General features: G+C 65.2%; 22 protein-coding genes. 13 read left to right on the forward strand and 9 right to left on the reverse strand.

What is annotated here, in order from left to right; translation table 11 throughout:
• Positions 1-1,158, reverse strand: coding sequence for an acetate kinase (locus AC50X5_RS04565; RefSeq protein WP_494974900.1), 1,158 nt, complete (start codon positions 1,156-1,158; stop codon positions 1-3).
• A 136-nt stretch (positions 1,159-1,294) separates the two neighbouring features.
• Here AC50X5_RS04565 and AC50X5_RS04570 point away from each other — a divergent pair, with 136 nt between their 5' ends.
• The gene (locus tag AC50X5_RS04570) at positions 1,295-1,528 is read left to right on the forward strand and encodes a hypothetical protein (RefSeq protein ID WP_494974901.1); all 234 of its coding nucleotides are present in this window, start codon (positions 1,295-1,297) and stop codon (positions 1,526-1,528) included.
• 38 nt (positions 1,529-1,566) lie between these two features.
• Here AC50X5_RS04570 and pta read toward each other — a convergent pair whose 3' ends face one another.
• Positions 1,567-3,642, reverse strand: a complete 2,076-nt coding sequence (gene pta, locus AC50X5_RS04575; RefSeq protein ID WP_494974902.1) for a phosphate acetyltransferase — start codon at positions 3,640-3,642, stop codon at positions 1,567-1,569.
• 291 nt (positions 3,643-3,933) lie between these two features.
• Here pta and AC50X5_RS04580 point away from each other — a divergent pair, with 291 nt between their 5' ends.
• The 5 genes from AC50X5_RS04580 to AC50X5_RS04600 all read left to right on the forward strand — a co-directional run bounded on the left by AC50X5_RS04580 (position 3,934) and on the right by AC50X5_RS04600 (position 8,049).
• Positions 3,934-4,419 (forward strand): hotdog fold thioesterase, encoded by a 486-nt coding sequence (locus AC50X5_RS04580; RefSeq protein ID WP_494974903.1) that lies wholly within the window; start codon positions 3,934-3,936, stop codon positions 4,417-4,419.
• Positions 4,420-4,425: 6 nt separating this feature from the next.
• On the forward strand, positions 4,426-5,793 hold the full coding sequence (locus AC50X5_RS04585; protein WP_494974904.1) for a phenylacetate--CoA ligase family protein: 1,368 nt from the start codon (positions 4,426-4,428) through the stop codon (positions 5,791-5,793).
• Between the two features lie 52 nt (positions 5,794-5,845).
• On the forward strand, positions 5,846-6,442 hold the full coding sequence (locus tag AC50X5_RS04590; protein WP_493984136.1) for a TetR/AcrR family transcriptional regulator: 597 nt from the start codon (positions 5,846-5,848) through the stop codon (positions 6,440-6,442).
• A 139-nt stretch (positions 6,443-6,581) separates the two neighbouring features.
• A complete protein-coding gene (locus AC50X5_RS04595) occupies positions 6,582-7,691 on the forward strand; it encodes a S1C family serine protease (RefSeq protein WP_494974905.1) in 1,110 nt (369 codons plus the stop codon).
• 64 nt (positions 7,692-7,755) lie between these two features.
• Positions 7,756-8,049 (forward strand): hypothetical protein, encoded by a 294-nt coding sequence (locus tag AC50X5_RS04600; RefSeq protein WP_494974906.1) that lies wholly within the window; start codon positions 7,756-7,758, stop codon positions 8,047-8,049.
• A 78-nt stretch (positions 8,050-8,127) separates the two neighbouring features.
• Here AC50X5_RS04600 and AC50X5_RS04605 read toward each other — a convergent pair whose 3' ends face one another.
• The 4 genes from AC50X5_RS04605 to arsB form a co-directional block, all read right to left on the reverse strand.
• Positions 8,128-9,603, reverse strand: coding sequence for an FAD-dependent oxidoreductase (locus tag AC50X5_RS04605; RefSeq protein ID WP_494974907.1), 1,476 nt, complete (start codon positions 9,601-9,603; stop codon positions 8,128-8,130).
• Between the two features lie 101 nt (positions 9,604-9,704).
• Entirely contained in the window at positions 9,705-10,697 is a 993-nt protein-coding gene (trxB, locus tag AC50X5_RS04610; RefSeq protein WP_494974908.1) for a thioredoxin-disulfide reductase, read from the reverse strand.
• 47 nt (positions 10,698-10,744) lie between these two features.
• Positions 10,745-11,179, reverse strand: a complete 435-nt coding sequence (locus tag AC50X5_RS04615) for an arsenate reductase ArsC (protein ID WP_494974909.1) — start codon at positions 11,177-11,179, stop codon at positions 10,745-10,747.
• A gap of 67 nt (positions 11,180-11,246) precedes the next feature.
• Positions 11,247-12,371: an ACR3 family arsenite efflux transporter gene (gene arsB, locus AC50X5_RS04620; RefSeq protein ID WP_494974910.1), complete on the reverse strand. Its 1,125-nt coding sequence runs from the start codon at positions 12,369-12,371 to the stop codon at positions 11,247-11,249.
• A gap of 88 nt (positions 12,372-12,459) precedes the next feature.
• Between arsB and AC50X5_RS04625 the strand changes: the two genes are divergently transcribed.
• Positions 12,460-12,810: an ArsR/SmtB family transcription factor gene (locus tag AC50X5_RS04625; RefSeq protein WP_494974911.1), complete on the forward strand. Its 351-nt coding sequence runs from the start codon at positions 12,460-12,462 to the stop codon at positions 12,808-12,810.
• 80 nt (positions 12,811-12,890) lie between these two features.
• Here the strand turns inward: AC50X5_RS04625 and paaZ are convergent, their stop codons facing one another.
• Positions 12,891-14,999, reverse strand: coding sequence for a phenylacetic acid degradation bifunctional protein PaaZ (gene paaZ, locus AC50X5_RS04630; protein WP_494974912.1), 2,109 nt, complete (start codon positions 14,997-14,999; stop codon positions 12,891-12,893).
• A gap of 288 nt (positions 15,000-15,287) precedes the next feature.
• Between paaZ and AC50X5_RS04635 the strand changes: the two genes are divergently transcribed.
• From AC50X5_RS04635 to AC50X5_RS04655, 5 genes are all read left to right on the forward strand, one after another.
• The gene (locus tag AC50X5_RS04635; protein ID WP_494974913.1) at positions 15,288-15,593 is read left to right on the forward strand and encodes a heavy-metal-associated domain-containing protein; all 306 of its coding nucleotides are present in this window, start codon (positions 15,288-15,290) and stop codon (positions 15,591-15,593) included.
• Between the two features lie 65 nt (positions 15,594-15,658).
• On the forward strand, positions 15,659-17,875 hold the full coding sequence (locus AC50X5_RS04640) for a copper-translocating P-type ATPase (protein WP_494974914.1): 2,217 nt from the start codon (positions 15,659-15,661) through the stop codon (positions 17,873-17,875).
• Between the two features lie 73 nt (positions 17,876-17,948).
• Positions 17,949-18,422 carry a hypothetical protein gene (locus tag AC50X5_RS04645; protein WP_494974915.1) on the forward strand — a complete coding sequence of 158 codons (474 nt, stop codon included), beginning with the start codon at positions 17,949-17,951 and terminating at the stop codon, positions 18,420-18,422.
• Positions 18,423-18,544: 122 nt separating this feature from the next.
• On the forward strand, positions 18,545-19,168 hold the full coding sequence (locus AC50X5_RS04650; RefSeq protein WP_494974916.1) for a DUF305 domain-containing protein: 624 nt from the start codon (positions 18,545-18,547) through the stop codon (positions 19,166-19,168).
• Between the two features lie 163 nt (positions 19,169-19,331).
• Positions 19,332-20,168: a hypothetical protein gene (locus tag AC50X5_RS04655; RefSeq protein WP_494974917.1), complete on the forward strand. Its 837-nt coding sequence runs from the start codon at positions 19,332-19,334 to the stop codon at positions 20,166-20,168.
• Between the two features lie 192 nt (positions 20,169-20,360).
• On the opposite strand, the gene AC50X5_RS04660 is transcribed toward AC50X5_RS04655, so the two are convergent.
• Positions 20,361-20,594, reverse strand: a complete 234-nt coding sequence (locus AC50X5_RS04660; RefSeq protein WP_494974918.1) for a hypothetical protein — start codon at positions 20,592-20,594, stop codon at positions 20,361-20,363.
• 64 nt (positions 20,595-20,658) lie between these two features.
• Positions 20,659-21,267 (reverse strand): GNAT family N-acetyltransferase, encoded by a 609-nt coding sequence (locus AC50X5_RS04665; RefSeq protein ID WP_494974919.1) that lies wholly within the window; start codon positions 21,265-21,267, stop codon positions 20,659-20,661.
• Positions 21,268-21,342: 75 nt separating this feature from the next.
• Between AC50X5_RS04665 and AC50X5_RS04670 the strand changes: the two genes are divergently transcribed.
• Positions 21,343-21,576 (forward strand): DUF6480 family protein, encoded by a 234-nt coding sequence (locus AC50X5_RS04670; RefSeq protein WP_494974920.1) that lies wholly within the window; start codon positions 21,343-21,345, stop codon positions 21,574-21,576.
• The last annotated feature ends 26 nt before the right edge of the window (positions 21,577-21,602 follow it).

Here is a 21,602-nt window from a genome sequence, read left to right on the forward strand (position 1 = left end):
TCACGTGGAGCTCACGACGGCGGCAGTCGCCTCCGCTATGGCGCGCTCCTCATCGGTGGGAACCACCAGGACAGGGATGGCGGACTCCGGCGTGGAAATCACGCGAGGTTCCTTGGACCCCTGCTCGTTCAGCCAGGCGTCGAGCTCAATGCCCAGGGCACCCAGCTTCTGTGCCACAAGGGCGCGGAACTGGTGCGAGTTCTCGCCGATGCCTGCGGTGAAGACCAAGGCCTTGGCGCCGCCCACGGCCACATGGTAGCCGCCAATGTACTTTGCCAGCCGATAGGACGCCACCGCGAGCGCAATTGCTGCTTTGCCGTCGCCGCTCTCCGCGGCTTCCACTACCGAGCGCATGTCGTTGGTGCCGGCCAGGCCCTTGAGCCCGGATTCCCGGTTAAGCATGGCGTCGATGTCCTCGGGATTCCAGCCGGCACGGGCCAGAAACACCAGGATGGACGGATCCAGGTCGCCTGCCCGGGTGCCCATGACCAGGCCCTCAAGCGGCGTGAATCCCATCGAAGTATCCACCGAGCGTCCGCCCTGGACAGCGGTCACGGAGGCACCGTTCCCGAGGTGGGCGATGACGCCGTCGAACTCTTCCACGGACAGATCCAGCAGCGCGGCGGCACGGTGCGTGACGTATTCGTGCGAGGTGCCATGGAATCCGTAACGGCGGATGCCGTGGTTGGTGTAGAGCTCCTCCGGCACGGCGTAACGCCAGGCGTGCTCTGGAAGTGTGCGGTGGAAGGCAGTGTCGAAGACTGCAACCTGTGGCATGTCAGGCCACTTCCTGCTGATGGCGCGGATGCCCAGCACGTTGGCCGGATTGTGCAGCGGCGCCAGCGGGTTGAGGCGCTCAATGGCGCGGGTAATTTCGTTATCGATCAGCACCGGCTCTGCGAACCGCTCGCCGCCATGGACCACGCGGTGCCCCACCGCTCCCAGCTCCTGGTCACCCAGTTCCGCATGGATGGCGGCGTCCACCAACTCCAACGCCTCGGCGTGATCCCGTGGGCCCTCAATCTCGCCGTCGCCGCCACCGCCGTTGCCCATGCCGATTTTCTCAATCAGCCCCTCGGTAAGAACGCTCCCGGCGGCAACGTCACGCACCTGGTACTTCAGTGACGACGAACCGGAGTTGATGACGAGAACGAGCATGGGGCCTCCTCAGCCTTGCTGTTGCGGTTAGCTCCCACTATAAATTGTCGCGGCCTCCCGGCGCGGTCCTTGCGGACAGGCACACGCTGTGCCTAGAGTCAGCGGACCAGCTGCCACAGCCCGAGAGGACACCTCCATGACCGACGAACCCACCCGGAGCGAAGACGACGATCCCACCAACACGGGGTCCAGCAGCACGGCTCCCCTTGAACCAGGGGCCGGCGATGAGACGGAGGCAGCGGCGTCCGAGCCGAAGAACAGCGATGGCTCCAAGGACGTCGAGGACCTTAACCTCACGCCGCAGGGCTTGTCCGATGAGCCCGCCAAGCAGGAGGACCCGGACAGCCTGGCCAAACCGGACAACAGCTGACGGGAACCGGTGGTTAAGCCTGCCGGGTTCCGCCAGGCTTAACCACCGGCCTGTGCCTGGATCGCGGTGATGGCCACAGTATTCACGATGTCCTCCACCGTGCAGCCGCGCGAAAGATCATTGACCGGCTTCCGCAGTCCCTGAAGAACGGGCCCAACGGCTACGGCGCCTGAACTCTGCTGCACGGCCTTGTAGGTGTTGTTGCCGGTGTTGAGGTCCGGGAAGATGAACACTGTGGCCTGTCCGGCCACGGTGGAACCGGGCATTTTGGACTCCCCGATGGAGGCGTCAACGGCGGCATCGTACTGGAGGGGACCATCAACGGCCAGATCCGGGCGGCGCTCGCGCACCAGTTCGGTGGCCTGCCGCACTTCGTCCACGGCTTCCCCCGAGCCGGAACCACCCGTGGAGTAAGACAGCATGGCCACACGGGGTTCCACGCCAAACTGGACGGCTGTCTCGGCCGAAGCCAGAGCAATGTCTGCAAGCTGCTCCACATTGGGGTCCGGATTCACCGCACAGTCGCCGTACACCAGCACGCGGTCCGGCATCAGCATCAGGAACACCGAGGACACAATCTTCACGCCCTCGCGGGTCTTCACGAACTCCAGCGCCGGCCGGATGGTGTGCGCCGTGGTGTGGGCAGCCCCGGACACCATCCCGTCCACCACGCCCAGCTGAACCATCATGGTGCCGAAGTAACTGACGTCCTGCATGATTTCCAGGGCCGTGGCCAGGTCCACGCCCTTATGCGCGCGCAGTTCGGCGTACTTTCCGGCAAACTTCTGCCGGAGCTCGGAACTGGCGGGGTCCACGATGTTAATCCCGGTAAGGTCGATCCCGTTCGCCGCTGCCAGCTCGCGGACAGTGCTCTCCGGTCCCAGCACCGTGAGGTCGCAGACGTCCCGGCGGTGCAGGATTTCCGCCGCCCTGAGGATGCGCACGTCCGTGCCTTCGGGCAGCACCACGTGCTTGCGCTGTATGCGGGCTCGTTCGATGAGATCGTGCAGGAAGCGCAGCGGGGTCATCCGTTCGACGCGCGGCAGGTGCAGCCGTTCCACCAGCTCAGCCTCATCCACGCGCCGGGACCACAGGCCCAGCGCAGAGGCCACCTTGCGTCGGTGGCCGGACCAGATCTCGCTGCGGACCTCTGAGACGCGGCGCGCCGTGGTGTAGGTGTCCTCCTCGGAGGCGAACACGGGGAACGGCGCCTGAGCCAGGAGCGGATAGATGTTGGCGTCCGGGGCAAGGCCTCCGGTAAGGATCAGGGTGGACGGCACCGGGAATTCCGGCGAGAAGGACGACGCCAGGCAGGCTACCATCACATCCGCCCGGTCCCCCGGCACAATCACCAGCGCGCCCTCGTCCAGCACATTCAGGAAGTTGCCCACGTTCATGGCCGCCACCTTGATATCCCGCACATCGCGTTCCATGTCCGGCCGGCCCGCGATCTGCCGCACACCCAAGGCCGCGGCAACTTCCCCGGTCGTGGGGCGCGCGATCTCCTCCAACTCAGGCAGGACGTACACAGGACGTCCGGAGGCGCCGGGCTTCACAGCGGCGGCGATAGCATCGACGTCGTCAGGGTCCGCACGGTTCACCATGATGGCCAGGAGGGCGCACTTTTCCGCTGCCAGTTCCTTTCGGGCGACCTCGACGGCGGCAGCAGCCTCCGCAACGGTGCGCCCCTTCGCGCCAACCACAGCCACCACAGGTGCGGCCAGATTGTTGGCAAGGCGGGCGTTGAGGTCGAATTCGACGGCGGCATCCTGCCCGGTGAGGTCCGTGCCCTCCACGATCACCACGTCGCAGTGGTGCGCTATCTCGGCAAAGATCTCCACGCAGCGGGCATCAATGTCCGCGCGTTTCCCTTCGGCCAGCAGCGACCGTACTTCCTCCTGGGTGAGACCGCCGCGGCAGCGCTCGTCATCCAGCTCAAAACGCACCTTCATGAGGGCAACCATGGGATCCTGCGCCGCGCTGGGGCCATGGACCACCGGCTTGAAGAAGCCGATGCGGTCTGCGTGCCTGTACAGCGTATCCGCCAGTCCGAGCGCCACAAGCGACTTGCCCGAGCCCGGAGTGGTTGCGCTGACATATATCCCTTTGGCCATGGTCCGCCCTTTGCTGTGCTGTTGCAGGTCCTCCCATCCTGTCACCTCATGCAGTTGGCTGGCTGCTGCCTGGGGGTCCTTCAGCCGACTCGCCCGCACTTTTGCACCACTTTGGCTGGCCGGGTCTGAACACAGTGCCGCAAATCCGTGAAATGGCCTCCCGAACCCCGGGCAGAGTGGTGCAAAAGTGCCTGCAGCGGGTCGGCGCATTTGTGCCCCACCCTTGACATCCTCACCTTCCATGGGATTACCTAATGAACATTCGGTAACTAAAGCTGGAGGCAATGACGCATGGCCGAGACAACGCTGTCCGGGGAAGCGCACCCCATCCTGGAGAAGGACTATGCCTCCGAATGGCTTGGCATCGAAGTCCTGCGGCTGGGCGACGGGCACGCCACCGTCCGGATGACCCTCCGGCAGGAAATGCTTAACGGTTTCGGGATTGCCCATGGCGGAATGATCTTCGCCGTGGCGGATACGGCCTTCGCACTGGCCTGCAACCCGGCATCCCCGCAACACGGCGAGCCGGAGAACATCACCGTAGCTGCCGGCGTCGACATCAACTTCCTGAAGCCCGCCTATGAAGGCCAGGTGCTTACCGCAGTGGCTGACCGCCGCTCACAATCGGGCCGCAGCGGGCTGTACGACATCCAGATTTTTGCCGCTGGCGCCCATCCCTCGCCGGCCGCCGACGCCGACTCCCCCACCCTTCCGCCGGCACCCGGCGAACTCATCGCCGAGTTCCGTGGCCGCAGCCGCACCATTCCCAAGAAGTAGGACACCATGACCACCAGCGCCGCCGAAGCCGCCAGCCTCGCCACCAGCACTCCCGCAACCGGCCCGGGCGCCCTGGACCCTGAGGAAACAATGTCCCGGGACCACCTGGAAGCACTGCAACTGGCCCGCCTCCAGCACACCGTTGCCTACGCGTATGACCGCGTAGCCCTGTACAAGCGGAAGTTCGATGACGCGGGGATCCACCCCACTGACCTGCGGGAGCTCAGCGACCTGGGCAACTTCCCCTTCACCACCAAGGAAGACCTGCGCTCGGAATACCCGTTCGGTATGTTCGCCGTGCCGCAGAAAGAAGTAGCCCGCGTACACGCCAGCTCCGGCACCACCGGCCGGCCCACCGTCGTCGGCTACACCAAAAAGGACCTGGCCGACTGGGCCAAGCTCGTTGCCCGCTGCTTCCGAGCCTCCGGCATCCGGCCCGGAATGAAGGTGCACAACGCCTACGGGTACGGGCTTTTCACCGGCGGCCTGGGCGCGCACGCCGGTGCCGAAGCGCTGGGCTGCACCGTGATACCAATGTCCGGCGGCCAAACCGAACGCCAGATCCAGCTGATCCAGGACTTCCAGCCGGACGCCATCCTGGCCACACCCACTTACCTGCTCACCATTGCCGACGCCATGACGCACATGGGGATCGATCCGGGGTCGACGTCGCTCAAGTTTGGTGTGCTGGGGGCAGAGCCGTGGACCGAGGAAATGCGCCACGAGCTGGAAATGACCCTGAACATCAAGGCCTGCGACATCTACGGCCTCTCCGAGGTGATGGGCCCCGGCGTGGCAGGGGAATCCGTCGAGACGCAGGACGGCAGCCACATCTGGGAAGACCACTTCCGCCCGGAAATCATCGACGCCTTTAACCCTGTGGCCGGCAAGGAGAACGTGCTGGGCGACGGCGAACACGGCGAGCTGGTATTTACCTCGCTCACCAAGGAAGCGCTGCCTATTATCCGGTACCGCACCAAGGACCTCACCCGCCTCATGCCGGGCACCGCATTCCCCGCACACCGCCGGATGGGCCGGATCACGGGCCGCAGCGATGACATGATCATCCTTCGCGGGGTGAACCTCTTTCCCTCCCAGATCGAGGAGATTGCCCTTCGCATCCCGGAACTGAGCCCGCACTTCCAGCTGGAAATCACCCGCCCGGAGGGCCAGCGGATGGATCAGCTGACCGTCCGCGTCGAGCGCCGTGAATCCGTTCCCGTTGAACAAAGCACGACGGCGGGCCTCACCTTGCGCGAACAGATCAAGATCCACGTGGGTTCTTCCTGCTCGGTGGAAGTGGTGGAGCCTGGCTCACTGGCCCGCTCCAACGGCAAGCTCAAGCGGATTTACGATCTTCGTCCGAAGGGGTAGGCCGCTCTTGGGTGGCGCTGACTGACCGACCGTTCGTGAGAAACTAGGCTCCATGTCCACATCTGAAGCGACCAAACGAGGCCGGCCCGGTTACGACCAGCAGTCTGTGCTGCGGATCGCCGTCGACGTTTTCAACCGGCACGGCTACGACGCCACCTCGATGGGGATCCTGGCGGAGAACCTGGGCATCTCCAAGTCCGCGATCTACCACCACGTCCCGTCCAAGGGCGATCTCCTCAAACTGGCACTGGACCACGCCCTGGGTGGGCTCGAAGACATCCTGGAGCAGCCGGAATACCAGAGCGGCCCGGCGGATGCCCGGCTGGAGTTCGTCCTGCGGCAAACCGTGTCCGTACTGGTGGATCGTCTGCCGTTCGTCACCCTGCTGCTTCGATTGCGGGGAAACACCGGTATTGAACGCGACGCGCTGGAACGCCGCCGCTCCTTCGACCACAAAGTCGCCGCGCTCATTTCCGCCGCCAGCAAGGACGGCACGCTGCGCCAGGACATCGATCCCGGTACCGTGACCCGGCTCCTGTTCGGCATGATCAACTCGATCGTCGAGTGGTATAAACCAGGCGGCCCCCTGACCCCGGCCAAGCTGGCTGACGACGTCATCACCATGGCCTTCGACGGTCTCCACCGGTAGTCCCGGTGATCGACCCTGTCGAGATCCTGGTTCCGACACCCGGGTTTCGACAAGCTCAACCACCGGGCTCTTGGGGTGGATTGGGCTCCGTCGGCGCGTTACGGTGGAAAGACAGACAGCCATCATCAAGGGGGTTGCCATGGAATCGTCAGCAAGGACAGTCAGCCGGCCGCACCGCCGTCGTCCATTCGGCCTACTCGCCGGGCTCCTCATGGCAGCGTTGGTACTGGGTGGCTGCACCGGAGGAGATCCTGGGGGCACCCCTCCCAGTGTCACGGCACCTGCGGAAGCAGCGTCCTCCCCCGGCCGGGAAAATGAAACGAATGACGGCGGAACCTCCACCCGCGATCTTCCCCGTCTCGTGGAAGAACTCGCGCCGTCCATGGTTACCATCTTTACCGGGGGCGGACTGGGCAGCGGGGTGGTGTACTCAGCTGACGGCCTGATTCTGACGAACGAGCACGTGATCCGCGGATCCTCACAGGTGGAAGTCGGATTCGCCGACGGCCAACGGGTGGAGGGCGAGGTCCGCGCCACTGACCCCGTGACAGACCTGGCGCTGATCCAGGTAGACCGCACCGGGCTCCCGGCAGCCACTTTCCAGACCACGCTCCCGCGAGTGGGCGAGGACGTCATTGTGCTGGGCTCGCCGCTGGGCTTCGAGAACACCGTCACGGCCGGCATCATCTCCGGCCTGCACCGCGCAATCCCCGATTCCGCCCAGCAAAGCCTGTCCCTGGTGGACCTGATCCAGACTGACGCGCCCATCAGCCCGGGCAACTCAGGTGGCGCCGTTGTCAATATGCGTGGCGAGGTGGTGGGCATCAGCGAGGCCTACATCCCGCCGCAGGCCGGGGCAGTGGCCCTTGGCTTCGCGATCCCGGCCGCGACCGCCGTCGAAGTGGCCGAGGAGCTCCTGGCAGATGGTACTGCCGAGCACGCCTACCTTGGGCTGACCCCTGGCGCGCTGACCCCTCAGATCGCTGACCGGCTGGGCATCGATGCCGAAGCCGGGGCGGTGGTGCTGGCTGTTGAAGAAGGGGGCCCGGCGGACGAGGCTGGACTGCGGCCCGGAGACGTCCTGGAATCGATCGAGGGTGTGGCATTGCGCACCCCGGAGCAGCTCCTGGCAGAGCTGCGGAACCGCAACCCGGGCGATACCGTGGAACTCCGCGCACTGCGCGGGGGCGAGGGACTGGACATCAAGGCCGAACTGGCCGAACGTCCAGCCGGCAGCACCACCCGATAAGGCCAATACAGGTAAAACCAGCACCACCGGAAAGTGCCTAAAGGCACCAGAGAGGAAGTAAATTATGGGCAACCCGAAGGAAGAAGCCGACCAGGGCTACATCGTCCCGGACCCGTCCACCGTCAGGGAGGATGTCCCGGGCGACGCCGGCGATGAAGCGAACGAGATCCGCTTCAGTGAAGAACAGGCACTGATCCAGGAACAAGCCAAAGGCATCCGCCCTGACAAGTACGATGTCCCCAGCGGCGGCCCCACCATGGACGAGGCCCGCGGCAACCTGGATATCTCCGACCAGACCGGCACCGCTCCGTCGGACGACAGCAGCGACGACGGCCTGCACGGTGGCGCAGAAGCGTAAGGTACCGCCGTCGTAAAGCCCTCCGTGCCAATTGAGTAGCGCGATCAGTGCTCGCGCTACTCAATTGGGGCGGACGGTTCAGGGGGTTCCGGCGCGGCCGTGGGACAACCCGGTGGGGAAGCCAATCAGGACAGGTTCCGGGCTGGAGCAGCACGAACCCTGCTGTTCCGGGGCCGGCGCCGGAGCGTCGCAGGAGGTGCCGGCGTCTGACGAGCAGACTCCCGTTTCCGGGAGTTGGAGCTGAACAGCATCCGCGCCGTCCCGATCCCCCGCGAGCGCTGCCGCAACGGACCGGACCTGTTCGTACCCTGTAGCCAGCAGGAACGTGGGCGCGCGGCCGTAGGACTTCATGCCCACGATGTAGAAGTCCTTCTCCGGATGGGCCAGAACCTTGGCGCCATGCGGGGCAACCGTGCCGCAGGAGTGGAACTCGGGGTCGATCAGCGGCCCCAGATCCCGCGGCGCCTCCACTGCCGGATCCAGCTCCAACCGGAGCTCGCTGAGGATTCCCAGGTCAGGGCGGAACCCTGTGCAGGGCACCACGACGTCGGCACTCAGGGTGCGCCCGTCCAGCGCCTCGACTGCCACCTGGGTATCCAGTGCCTTCAGGGATCCGATGCCGAAGCGGGTGTGCAACTGGATGGTCCCGGCCTCCACAAGCCGGCGGACGCGCGAGCCGAGCTGGCCGCGGGACGGCAGTCCGTCCGCGTCACCGCCGCCATAGACCTTCCCGGCGGAGGCGCCGCGCACAGCCCACATAATTTTGGTGTCCGGCTCAGCCTTTGCGAGTTCGGACAGGTTGATCAGGGTGTTGGCTGCCGAATGGCCGGCGCCCACTACCAGGACCCGGCGCCCGGCGAACATGTGCCGGTCCCTGCCCAGGACGTCCGGCAGCGGCGAGGAGATCCTGCTTTCGGCTTCTCTCTCCCCCACCGCCGGCAGCCCTGAAGTGCCCAGCGAATTACGCCTGGACCAGGTGCCCGATGCGTCCACGACTGCTCCAGCGGTGATGTCCCGGACCGTGCCGTCGGTGTGCTGGACCCGAACTGTGAAGGGTGTGGCATCGCGGTTGCGCTTGTGGGTCTTGTCCATGCCCTGGCGCGTAACGGCGATGACCCGGGTATTGGTGTGCAGGCGGCTGCTGATAGCCGGTAGCGCGGCCAGCGGTGCGAGGTACTGCTCGATCAGTTCTCCGCCGTAAGGCAGCGCGGTTGGCCGTGGCTGATCCCAGACCCCGGTGGTCGAGCCTGGGGCCACGGCCCCGGGGTTCCCTGGCCGAGCTTGCGAGGTTAGGGAAGGGATGGGGAGCGAGACCGGGCTTGTCGAGGCCCGCTGAGCCTCAGCCTCGAGAAGCCGAACCGCCGCGGCGTCGAGGTTGAACCGCCATGGCGAGAAGAGGCGGATGTGCCGCCACTGCTCGATCGCCGCGCCGGCTGACGGCCCGGCTTCCAGGACGAGAGGCTCCAATCCGCGCTCCAGCAGGTGGGCAGCGGCGGCCAGGCCAATCGGGCCGGCACCGATCACAACAACGGGGAGGGTCTTGTTGGGATCCATAGGGGTTCCTCAGGTTCGGTGGGCGGTCCCCCAACCAGGTAGCAGTAGGTGCCGTTTACGGGGCTGTAAAGGGCAACAACTGCGACCCGGTTGGGAGGGGGTCAGCTGTGGGACGGTTCCTCCACCAGCGCCGTGGCGATGCTGTCCGCGTCCTCCAGGGCAGCCAGGTAGCGTTCGGCGTCGAGGGCCGCAGCACAACCGGTACCGGCAGCGGTGATGGCCTGGCGATACCGGTGGTCCACGGCGTCCCCGCACGCAAACACGCCCGTTAGGTTGGTTACCGTGGTGGGCGAATCAACCTTGATGTAGCCCTCGTCATCCAACTCCACCTGGCCGGCCACCAGCTCGGTGCGCGGCACGTGGCCGATGGCGACGAAGACGCCGGTGGCAGCCTGCTCGCGGGTTTCGCCGGTGCGGGTGTCCGTGAGCGTGACGCCGGTGACCTTGCCGTTGCCGTGGATCCTGGACACCGCCGAATGCCAGGCGAACTTGATCTTGGGGTTGTCCTTGGCCCGCTGGGCCATGATCCGGGAAGCACGTAGTTCACCTTTGCGGACCACGACGGTCACCGTCTTGCCGAAGCGGGTCAGGAAGGTGGCTTCCTCCATCGCGGAGTCCCCGCCGCCCACAACGATAATGTCCTGGTCACGGAAGAAGAAGCCGTCGCAGGTGGCGCACCAGGAAACGCCATGACCGCTGAACTGCTTTTCCTCAGGCAGGCCCAGTTCCTTATAAGCCGAGCCGGTGGCGAGGATGACCGCAGGTGCGCTGTGGACAGTTCCGGCTCCGGTGACCACGGTCTTGAGGTGGCCTTTGAGATCCACCGACGTGACGTCGTCGAACACTACCTTGGCACCAAAACGCTCAGCCTGCCCCTGGAGGTTGTCCATGAGCTCCGGGCCCTGGATGCCGGCAGGGAAGCCCGGGAAATTCTCCACCTCGGTGGTGTTCATCAGGGCGCCACCTGCTGTGACAGAGCCGGCCAGAACCAGGGGTTCAAGGCCTGCGCGGGCGGCGTAAATGGCTGCGGTGTAGCCTGCGGGACCGGACCCGATGATGATCAGCTGTTCCGTGGTGGCGTTATCGGTGCTCATGGCGGGGCTCCTAATGTTCTTGCTGCTGGCTGGGTAGGGGTGGCTGGTTACTGCGCGTCCTTGTGTGCTGCGGGCAGCAGCCCCGCGATGAGGGCTTCGATGCGGCCCTTGATGTCGTCGCGGATGAGCCGCACGGCGTCGACGCCCTGGCCCGCGGGGTCCTCCAGGACCCAGTCCTCGTAGCGCTTGCCGGGGAAGTAGGGGCATTCATCGCCGCAACCCATGGTGATCACGACATCCGATTCCTTGACGGCTTCGGTGGTGAGGACCTTGGGGACCTCGGCGGACATATCGATGCCCAGCTCGGCCATGGCCTCGACCGCGGCAGGGTTCACCTTGTCGGCGGGCTGCGAGCCGGCCGAACGGACCTCGATGGCGTCTCCGGCCAGGGCGGTGAGGAAGGCAGCGGCCATCTGGGAACGGCCCGCGTTGTGGACGCAGACGAACAGGACGGATGGCTTTTTGGCGGTTTCGGTGCTCATTTGGGGGTTCTCCTTGGCAGCGGTTGTGGGGCTGTGGCCACGGTTAGGGGCTGTGGCGGTTCGGGGACTAGGGCAGGGCTTCAGCACGTAACGGTTCCACGGCGGTGGTGCCGGGTGCGAAGTAGCGGTTCCGCGCCCACAGTGCCGCATACACCAGTGCAACAAGAGCCGGCACTTCAATCAAGGGGCCAACGACGCCGGCAAGCGCCTGCCCGGATGTCACGCCGAAAGTGCCGATCGCCACGGCGATGGCAAGTTCGAAATTATTGCCCGCGGCAGTGAAGGCGAGGGTGGTGGTTTTGGCGTAGCCCAGGTCCAGCCATTTGCCGATCGCCATGCCGGCGCCGAACACCACCACAAAGTAGACCAGCAGGGGCAGCGCGATCCGGGCGACATCCAGGGGCCGGGACGTGATGGTGCCGCCCTGCAACGCGAAGAGCAGCACGATGGTAAACAGCAGGCCGTACAGCGCCCACGGGCCGAGCCTGGGCAGGAAGTGGTCCTCGTACCAGTCGCGGCCCTTGGCCTTCTCCCCCAAAGTCCTGGTGACGAAGCCGGCCACCAGCGGGATGCCCAGGAAGACCAGGACGGAAAGGGTGATGGCCCAGAACGAGAAATCAGCGCTGGTGGTGGGCAGTCCCAGCCACGCGGGCAGGACCTGCAGGTAGAACCAGCCCAGGGCGCCAAAGGCAATCACCTGGAAGACGGAGTTGATGAAGACCAGCACGGCGGCGGCTTCGCGGTCCCCGCAGGCGAGGTCGTTCCAGATCATCACCATGGCGATACAGCGGGCCAGGCCCACGATGATCAGGCCGGTGCGGTATTCCGGGAGGTCCGGCAGGAAGATCCAGGCCAGGGCAAACATCAGCGCCGGAGCGGCCAGCCAGTTAATCACCAGGGAGGTGACCAGGAGTTTTCGGTCCGCCACTACCCGGTGCGCCTGGTCGTAGCGGACCTTTGCCAACACCGGGTACATCGTCACCAGGAGGCCAATGGCGATGGGCAGCGAAACCTCCCCCACCTTCACGGCGTCCAGGGCCGTGTTCAGCCCGGGGACAAAACGGCCCAGCAGGATGCCGCCGATCATGGCGGCGATGATCCAGACAGGGAGGAACCGGTCCAGGGTGGAGAGCTTTCCGACGACGGCCGCCTCTCCTGGGCGTACTGGCGGCGGGGATGTCTGGATACTCACGGGGCTCCTGGCGGAAAGATTGATGCTGGTCGATGCAAGTATCCTCAAAGACATTGATGAATGTCAATGTAAGTGCATAATGGACTACATGAACTCCCTGCAAATTCTCGAACCGGCCACGGATGAAGCATGCTGCGCACCTGCTTCAGCCCCCACGCTGGACGCCGATGAAGCCCGGCAGAGGGCGCTGGTTTTCAAGGCGCTGGCAGATCCCAACAGATTGCGCCTGCTCTCCATGGTCAAAGCCGGCGAGTCCGGGGAGTCCTGCGTTTGTGATCTCACCGAGCCGCTGGACCTGGGCCAGCCCACAGTGTCGCATCACCTGAAGATCCTGGTGGACGCCGGCCTGCTCCACCGCGAAAAGCGCGGCACCTGGGCCTACTACTCGGTGGTACCCGGCGCCCTCGAGCGCACGGCGGAGTTGCTGACCGGCCTCTGACCCAAGTAAGTAGCATTAGGTGCCGTTTACAGCCTTGTAATGGGCAACTACTGCTACTTAGTTGGGCAAGGCGCGCAGGGTTACTTTGCCACCAAGGTCAGCACGTCGTAGGTTGCCACGATTTCGTCGTCCTGATTGGTGAGCACGGCATCCCAGGCCACCTCGCCGTATTCGTCAGTTTCGCGCGGCGTGATCTTCTTGGCCGTCAGCGTGGCCCTGATTGAGTCCCCGGCAGCTACCGGCGTGACGAAGCGCAGGTTTTCCAGGCCATAGTTGGCCAGGACGGGGCCCGGCGCAGGATCAACGAACAGTCCGGCCGCCCAGCTGAGCAGCAGGTACCCGTGGGCCACGATTCCCGGGAAGAACGGGTTGGCCTCGGCCGCGGCATTATCGGTGTGGGCGTAGAAGGTATCGCCGGTGCTGTTGGCGAACGCCGAGATGTCCTCCAGCGTCACCTGCCGCAGGTCCGACCGCACGGCGTCGCCGATCCGCAGCCGGGACAGGTCCTTCCGGAACGGGTGGACCTGCTCGGTTTCAACAGTGAAGTTCCGGTCAGCGCCGGTGTGCCAAATGCCGGTAACGGCCGTCAGCATGTTCGGCGAGCCCTGGATAGCCGTGCGCTGCATGTGGTGCAGCACCGAGCGGATGCCACCCAGTTCCTCACCGCCACCGGCGCGGCCAGGACCGCCGTGGACCAGGTGCGGAACCGGTGAACCATGGCCGGTGGACGTCCGCGCGTCCTCCCGGTTGAGCATCAGGACACGTCCGTGGTGCGCGGCAATTCCGGTAACCAGTTCACGGGCCACCGACGGATCATTGGTGCAAACAGTGGCCACCAGCGAGCCGCCGCCCCGGGCGGCGAGGCGGACGGCATCGTTGAGGCTTGCATACCCCACCACCGAAGACACCGGGCCGAACGCCTCCAGCGAGTGGACGCTGTCGGCATCGGAATCGGCCCAGCTCAGGAGGACCGGGGCCATGAAGGCGCCGTCCTCCACAACCGCCTGGGTTCCGTCCGCAGACCTGACCGACGGCGAATCCAGAGTTCCGTACGCGAGCTCACCTCCGGCGTCGAGCATGGCCTGGACGGCGGCGCGCACGTCGGCGAGCTGCTCCAGCGACGCGAGGGCGCCCATGGTCACACCCTCAGCCCGGGGATCGCCCACCACCACGCGCTCGTCCACGCGCCGTCCGACGGCGGCAACGACGTCGGACACCAGCTCCTGCGGCACGATGGCACGGCGGATGGATGTGCACTTCTGACCAGCCTTGACGGTCATTTCGGTAACCACCGATTTGATGAAGGCGTCGAACTCCGGGGTGCCTGGAACCGCATCCGGGCCGAGGATGGCGGCATTGAGTGAATCGGTCTCGGACGTGAAGCGCACGCCGCCCTCCACCACATTCGGGTGCGACTTCAGCGAGCGCGCGGTGGACGCAGAGCCGGTGAAGGCAACCAGGTCGCGGTAATCAAGCACATCCAGCAGGCCGCGGACCGAGCCCGACACCAGCTGCAGCGAGCCCTCCGGCACGATGTTGGATTCGATGATCGCCTTGACCACCGCGGCGGCAACGTAGCCTGTGGGCGTGGCCGGCTTCACGATGGTGGGCACACCCGCAAGGAACGCCGGTGCCAGTTTTTCAAGCATGCCCCAGACCGGGAAGTTGAACGCGTTGATCTGGACGGCGACGCCCGGAATCCGGGTATAAATGTGTTCGCCGGCAAACGATCCGTCCTTGGCCAGCACCTCCATGGGTCCATCCACCACCACCTGCGCGTTGGGCAGCTCACGCCGGCCCTTGGACCCGAAGGTGAAAAGCACTCCGATACCGCCGTCGATGTCGATCATGGAATCGATCCTGGTGGCACCTGTCTGCGCGGAGAGCTCGTAGAAATACTCCCGGCGGGCGTTGAGGTACTGGGCCAACTCCTTCAGCATCAAGGCGCGCTGGTGAAAAGTGAATCCGCCCAGCCCTGCCTGTCCCACCGTGCGGCCGTGATCCACGACGGCGGAGAGGTCCAGCCCTTCGCTGCTCACCTTCGCAAGAAGCCGGCCGGTGCTGGCGTCCCGTACCGGAACGCCGTCCGCCGCATCGGGCGCAGGCGTCCACCAGCCATCCTGGACAAAGCTGGGGACGGTCTCGATGGTGCTGCCGGCTGTTTCCGGCATCGTGGCAGTGGTGGTCATCTTTGACAGGTCCTTCCAGGCGGTCAAACGGGCCAGCTGCGTACATCCGCATTACTGACCGTCCGTTCGGTAATATATCCCAACACTACATGGAAGCCCCCAGGGAGCCAAGACCCCGGGCTGCGGCAGGGCAGGGGCCACCCTTCCACCCCTTGACTCTTATACCCCCTGGGGGTATTCTTTCAAGTGTTGTCAGTGAAGTGGTATGTCCCGGCCGCGCGGAGCGCTGCCATCACAGCCGTTCAACCCCAGCACCCATCGCTTCTTCGTCAAGAAATGGAAACTGACATGTGTGGAACTGAGAACCGGACCCAACTTCCTTTGGCCGCCTCCACTGCAGGCTGCTGCTCGACAAGCCCTGGCCCTTCCCCGGCCGGCACATCCGCCGGGACCGGCTTTGACCTTGAAGGCCTGACCTGCGGTCATTGCGCCCGGACCGTTGAAAATGCCGTCATTACCCTTGATGGCGTAGACGCCGCTTCCGTCGACCTGGTGCCCGGTGGCCGCTCACGCCTGATTGTCACCGGAAACGTCGATCCCACAGCTGTCCGCGAGGCCATCGCCTCGGCAGGTTACGCAGTAACCGGCCACTGACCCTTACCTTTCCGGCCCGGGCGGGTTCCACCGCCCAGGCCAGGTGTCCTCATAAGGAGGAAACAATGCAACATCACACCAAGCACGCCGGCCAGCCGGCTGAACAGCCGGCCGGGCAGCCAGCCGAACTGAGTGGTTCCGCGCCTGCAGCCGGGCAAGTTCACGGGCATGCCACGCCTGAGGTCCATCACGGCCAGCATGATCAGCACGCGGGGCACGGCACTCAAGCGGACCACGGCAGCCACGTCAGCCGCGTCAGCCACGGCCAGCAGGATGAGCATGCCGTGCACACGCACGGGCAGCACGCCGGCCACAGCACTGCCATGTTCAAGAACCGCTTCTGGCTGACCCTGGCCCTCACTGTTCCGGTGGTGTACTTCAGCCCGATGATGGGCCACCTCCTGGGCTACATGGCACCGGTGTTCCCCGGTTCGGCCTGGATTCCGCCGGTGCTGGGCACGGTGATCTTCCTTTACGGAGGCCAGCCTTTCCTCAAGGGCGGATGGCAGGAACTGAAAACCCGCCGGCCGGGAATGATGCTGCTGATCGCCATGGCCATCACCGTGGCGTTCGCCGCCTCCTGGGTCACCAGCCTGGGCCTCAGCGGGTTCGACCTCGACTTCTGGTGGGAACTGGCGCTGCTGGTGGCCATCATGCTCCTGGGCCATTGGATTGAAATGCGTGCGCTCGGCTCCGCGCAGGGTGCCTTGGACGCCCTCGCGGCCCTCCTGCCGGACGAAGCGGAACGCATTACCGCTTCCGGCACGGAGACCATCCCGGTCTCCGAGCTGCGCGAAGGCGACACAGTATTGGTCCGGTCCGGAGCGAGGATGCCGGCTGATGGAGAAATTGTCGACGGCGAAGCAGAGTTTGACGAATCCATGATCACCGGAGAGTCCAGGACTGTGCTCCGCTCACCCGGGGACGCCGTGGTGGCCGGCACCGTCGCAACGGACAACAGCGTCCGGGTGCGCATCACCGCCGTCGGAAATGCCACCGCGCTGGCAGGAATCCAGCGGCTCGTGGCCGAAGCCCAGGCCTCATCTTCCAAGGCACAGGCCCTGGCCGACCGCGCCGCAGCGTTCCTCTTCTACTTCGCCACGGGTGCCGGCGCCATCACCTTCATTGTGTGGACCCTGCTGGGCAGCGTCCCGGACGCCGTTACCCGCACCGTCACTGTCCTGGTCATCGCCTGCCCGCACGCCCTGGGCCTGGCCATTCCGCTGGTGATCGCCATCTCAACCGAACAGGCGGCGCGCGCCGGCGTCCTGATCAAGAACCGGATGGCGTTGGAGCGGATGCGTACCGTCGACGTCGTCCTGTTCGACAAAACCGGCACCCTCACCGTGGGCGAACCGGAGCTGAAAGACGTTGCCACGGCACCCGGCACCGAGCCGGGCGCCCTGCTTGCCTTGGCTGCCGCCGTCGAATCCGACAGCGAGCACCCGGTGGCCCGGGCCATTGTCCGTGCCGCCCGGGAGCGCCAGGTGGCCATTCCGCGGGCGACAGGCTTCAGCTCCCTGACCGGACGCGGCGTCCGCGCCTCCGTTGACGGCCGGACCGTGCACGTGGGCGGACCTGCACTCATGCGTGAACTGGACGCTGTTGAACCTGAGGGGCTCGCTGCACCAATCCGGCAATGGATGGGCAGGGGTGCCGCCGTGCTCTACGTCATCGACGGAAAGCAGGTGCTGGGCGCAGTCAGCCTTGAGGACAGCGTCCGTCCCGAGTCCCGCCAGGCGGTGGCGGCCCTTCAAAACCGCGGCGTGAAGGTGGCCATGGTCACCGGTGATGCCCGGCAGGTGGCGCAGGCAGTGGCAGAGGACCTGAAGATCGACGAGGTTTTTGCCGAGGTGCTCCCCGCAGACAAGGACAAGAAGGTGGCCGAGCTCCAGGCCCGTGGGATGAAAGTGGCCATGGTGGGCGACGGCGTCAACGATTCCCCTGCCCTGGCCAGGGCAGAAGTGGGTATCGCCATCGGCGCCGGCACCGACGTCGCCATGGAATCCGCCGGCGTGGTGCTAGCCGGGAACGATCCCCGGGCCGTACTGTCCATAATTGATCTCTCGCGGGCCAGCTACACCAAAATGTGGCAGAACCTGGTCTGGGCGACCGGCTACAACGTGCTGGCAGTTCCCCTGGCGGCGGGCGTCCTGGCCTTCGCCGGTGTGGTGCTTTCCCCGGCCGCGGGTGCGGTGCTGATGTCCGTGTCCACGATCGTAGTGGCCCTCAACGCGCAACTCCTGCGGCGGATGAAACTGAACCCGTCCGAGGTACGTTGAACAAAGCGGCCCCGGATCCCGTTTCGTGGCCGATTGTGAGCGGGGTCAGTCCCGGAGAGAAAGGAGGAACGCCGTGAGCGCCATCGTGTACCCGCGCCGCACGGCATTCCTGCTGCGCGGCGGACTGGTTGCCGTACTTCTCGCCATGGTGGGGGGAATCCTTGGCATGCACATGCTGACCGGCGGCCACTCCACCCACACGGCCGTCGCTGCGCCGCCGTCGGGCATCAATGCCCAAGTTCTGCCCGCCGAAACGCACCACGGGGCACATTCCTCCGGGGTCCGGCACCATACGGATGCCACGGGTGACGCCGACGGCTGGACCGGCGCATCCTGTGTCTGCTCCGGCGACTGCGCGGGGCACGACGCCGGTCACGGGACAGACTGCACCCCGCTGCCCAAGGCCGGGACGCTGGCCGCCACCCAACCAGGCGGTTCGGGACTGTCCGTCCAGCCAGCCGGGACCATTCACTTCGCCGCATTCGCCGCCTGGAACCATGTCCCCGGCAGCCCTTCGCCGGGCGAGCTGTCGATCAGCCGGACATAAACGGGGGCCCGGTGCGCGGCCGGCCCATTCCGTCACGCACCCGATGCGGCCTGCAGCATCCTTCCCGGATGCTCCCCCACCCCTTGGCTTCCGCGCCACATTTACCTTAAGGACCTGATCTGATGAACAAGAAACTTCTGACCCTCTCGACGGCTGCCATCGCCGCTACCTTCGCGCTCGCCGGATGCGCCAGCACGCCTGGTACGTCCGGGACGGCCTCGATGCCCGCCGGCCACCACAGCACCGGGCCCGCTTCCGGGTCCTCAACGGCCCCCAATGCAACTGAACACAACGCTGCGGACGTGACGTTTGCCCAGATGATGATTCCGCACCATGCCCAGGCGGTGGAGATGTCCGGAATGATCCTTGCCAAACAAGACATCCCGGCGCCTGTGACCGCCCTGGCCACCAGGATCAAGGATGCCCAGGATCCCGAAATCCAAACCATGACCGGATGGCTCAAGGACTGGAATGAGCCTGTAGAAATGGCTTCGGGGCACGCCGGGCATTCGATGGAAGGGATGATGGACGGCGCCACGATGAAGGAACTCGAGGCCGCCCAGGGAACGGACGCCGCCCGGCTGTTCCTGGAACAGATGATCGTCCACCACGAAGGCGCCCTGACCATGGCCCGGACCGAGTCCGCCGACGGAAAGGACGCCAGCGCCGTGCAGCTCAGCAAGGAGATCGTCGCTGTCCAGGAATCCGAGGTCAAGGAAATGCGCGACCTCCTGGGAACGCTCTAAGGACCTGAGCAAAAATCCCTGTCTTGTGGAGTTTTCCTTGGCGTACGGGCCAGGGATTTCTCCATATGGCGGGGATTTTCCGCTTTAGCTGCCGGCGGGTAGCCGATGCGCCCACTTCGATGCCCGCTGTAGTGTTCTCAGAACAACAGTTTGGGGGGCTGACATGTACCGGACGGGAACGCGGTCCAGCCGCAAGTGGGGGATTCTTGGGATTGTGGTTGCCGTTTTGGGCGTCGCTGCCATTCCGATGACCGGAGTAGCCCACTACATGACCACTAATGCTATTGGACGCACAACAGTTGCGGTCAACGCCGACGGCACTGAGCGAACAATCCACTGGCGTGACTATCCAGGCATTGCCGGAGTTGACGGGATGGAAACGCTTGACGGCCCCACACCTCAGGATGGCTATGCTGCGGGCAAGGCCATGATCGCCGAGATGCGGGAAGCCTTGTCTGCGGAGTTCAACCTCGAGTGGGCTCCGATTGACGATCAAGAGGGGCCTCGTCCCTTCCATCCACGGGTCCAAAACGGCTTCGGCGGCCAGTCGCTCTTGACTGTGGTGAACGGTCCGGAGTCCCAGAGCACGTCGGTGCCGCAGGCGTGGGCAGACAAGCAGAGGGCCATCAGCATCATTGGCGAGACGGCAGCCCGGTATGGCTTCGGGACGCACGAAATCCACATCCCTGAGCGGTGGACAGATGAGGACCGCATCCGTGATCTGGGCGGGCTGACGCCTGAGGAACAAGTGGCAGTAACCGGTTGGGCTACGGGTCCCGCGGGCCAATGGTTGTCCTTCAGGTTCCAGGATCTTTCGAAGGACACCACTGGCGAGTTCGCAAAGCGGTTCGAGCAACACGAAACGTCGCGATGGCAGTGCAACACCATTGGAATCAGTTACGGGGCAAACGGTCTTTTGCCTGCGGATCTCCGCGGCGAATTCGAATCACGCCTGGAGCCGTTCGCCGGGCTCAGCCAACCCGCAGCGCTGGAGAGTTAGTGCCTGCAAAGGCCGGGTTCGCTCGTACCTCATGCCCTGCCGCTGGCACTGCCACACCAATGGATCAATGCCTATTCGTGGAACGGTTCGCCCGTTATCTGGTGGTCCGCGTGGTTCAGGGTCTCGCGGATCAGCCGCACCAGGTGACCGTCGTGCAGGGAATAGACCACGTGCCGGCCGTCCTTCCGCGTATCAACCAGGCCGCTCAGCCGAAGCTTGGCCAGGTGTTGACCCGCCACCCGTACGGGGAACACCAACAGCTGCGGTCAGTTCCGTGACAGTCCTGTGCCCTTCGGCAAGCATCCGCAGCGTTCCCGTAGCCACATCAAGAAGTTCCGGGCCGGGTGTGACGCGGTGAAACAGGCCCGGTACAGGCGGCCAGGCGAACACCGCCGCGGCCACCACCACGGTTGGCTGCACCTTCATCTAAGTAATCATCACCCGCCAATGGAATTATCACCATCGTGTACGGCGGGACTACTCCCCCGGGTCAGCCGCGCCTGTTCAGCCGGTGCTCCAGCCCGTTCCTGACCGCAGGCCACTCGTGCTGGAGGATGGAGAACACCACCGTGTCCCGGAGTTCGCCGTTGATGCTCCGCTGATGACTGCGCAGTACACCATCCTGTTTTGCTCCGAGCCTGGCAATGGCTTCCCGCGACTGGTGGTTGAGCCAGTGGGTGCGGAATTCCACCGCCGGGCAGTGCAGCACCTCAAACGCGTGGCGCAGGAGCAAGAGCTTGGATTCAGGGTTGGTGCCGGTGCCGTGGGCAGAGGCGGCGTTCCAGGTGTAGCCGATCTCTACCCGTGGCGTGGCGGCGTCGATGTTGCAATAGGTGGTCATGCCGATGATCCGGCCCGGGCCGCCCGTGGCGGGGTCGGTCAACCGGGTGGTGAACGGCACCATGCTGCCCGCAGCCTGCAGGTCCAGCCGCTTGCTGATCGCTGCCGCCATGCCCTCGGGAGCGGGAACCGAGGTGTACCAGAGCTTCCACAGCTCGCCGTCCTTGGCGGCCTCCACCAGGCCGTCATGGTGGTCCGGGTGGAGCGGCTCGAGGATTACGTTTTTGCCGGTAAGGGTCAAGGGCTCAAGGAAAGTCACCAGACCAGCCTAGGCCCAGCCAGCTCATCCCGTTACGCTGTGAGGAGGACCAATGCGGCTAGCAGAGGAGCGAATGTGTCAGGCACCAACCCGGATCCGGAAGATGACAAGGTGACAGGCCTGGAGCCGGGAGGCGGAGTACCCCCTGGGGAAACACCGCCTGGCGAAGCCTCCACCAGCGGCCCGCAGGGCCACGATGAGCACGGGACCCGCAAGAGCACCCAGTTCCTATGGATCGCCATCATTGGAATCGTAGTGGCGCTGTCGCTCTTGTACTTCATCGGCTACATTGTGGGCTTCTTCGACTAGCTCCCCCGGGGTTCGTTCCCCAAGGC

Source organism: Pseudarthrobacter sp. MDT1-40-2, from assembly GCF_059383595.1.

Bases quoted from the DNA above. Each gene is read 5' to 3' on its own strand.
- AC50X5_RS04565 (WP_494974900.1), bottom strand. From the start codon at position 1,158: ATGCTCGTTCTCGTCATCAACTCCGGTTCGTCGTCACTGAAGTACCAG.
- AC50X5_RS04570 (WP_494974901.1), top strand. From the start codon at position 1,295: ATGACCGACGAACCCACCCGGAGCGAAGACGACGATCCCACCAACACG.
- pta (WP_494974902.1), bottom strand. From the start codon at position 3,642: ATGGCCAAAGGGATATATGTCAGCGCAACCACTCCGGGCTCGGGCAAG.
- AC50X5_RS04580 (WP_494974903.1), top strand. From the start codon at position 3,934: ATGGCCGAGACAACGCTGTCCGGGGAAGCGCACCCCATCCTGGAGAAG.
- AC50X5_RS04585 (WP_494974904.1), top strand. From the start codon at position 4,426: ATGACCACCAGCGCCGCCGAAGCCGCCAGCCTCGCCACCAGCACTCCC.
- AC50X5_RS04590 (WP_493984136.1), top strand. From the start codon at position 5,846: ATGTCCACATCTGAAGCGACCAAACGAGGCCGGCCCGGTTACGACCAG.
- AC50X5_RS04595 (WP_494974905.1), top strand. From the start codon at position 6,582: ATGGAATCGTCAGCAAGGACAGTCAGCCGGCCGCACCGCCGTCGTCCA.
- AC50X5_RS04600 (WP_494974906.1), top strand. From the start codon at position 7,756: ATGGGCAACCCGAAGGAAGAAGCCGACCAGGGCTACATCGTCCCGGAC.
- AC50X5_RS04605 (WP_494974907.1), bottom strand. From the start codon at position 9,603: ATGGATCCCAACAAGACCCTCCCCGTTGTTGTGATCGGTGCCGGCCCG.
- trxB (WP_494974908.1), bottom strand. From the start codon at position 10,697: ATGAGCACCGATAACGCCACCACGGAACAGCTGATCATCATCGGGTCC.
- AC50X5_RS04615 (WP_494974909.1), bottom strand. From the start codon at position 11,179: ATGAGCACCGAAACCGCCAAAAAGCCATCCGTCCTGTTCGTCTGCGTC.
- AC50X5_RS04625 (WP_494974911.1), top strand. From the start codon at position 12,460: ATGAACTCCCTGCAAATTCTCGAACCGGCCACGGATGAAGCATGCTGC.
- paaZ (WP_494974912.1), bottom strand. From the start codon at position 14,999: ATGACCACCACTGCCACGATGCCGGAAACAGCCGGCAGCACCATCGAG.
- AC50X5_RS04635 (WP_494974913.1), top strand. From the start codon at position 15,288: ATGTGTGGAACTGAGAACCGGACCCAACTTCCTTTGGCCGCCTCCACT.
- AC50X5_RS04640 (WP_494974914.1), top strand. From the start codon at position 15,659: ATGCAACATCACACCAAGCACGCCGGCCAGCCGGCTGAACAGCCGGCC.
- AC50X5_RS04650 (WP_494974916.1), top strand. From the start codon at position 18,545: ATGAACAAGAAACTTCTGACCCTCTCGACGGCTGCCATCGCCGCTACC.
- AC50X5_RS04655 (WP_494974917.1), top strand. From the start codon at position 19,332: ATGTACCGGACGGGAACGCGGTCCAGCCGCAAGTGGGGGATTCTTGGG.
- AC50X5_RS04660 (WP_494974918.1), bottom strand. From the start codon at position 20,594: ATGAAGGTGCAGCCAACCGTGGTGGTGGCCGCGGCGGTGTTCGCCTGG.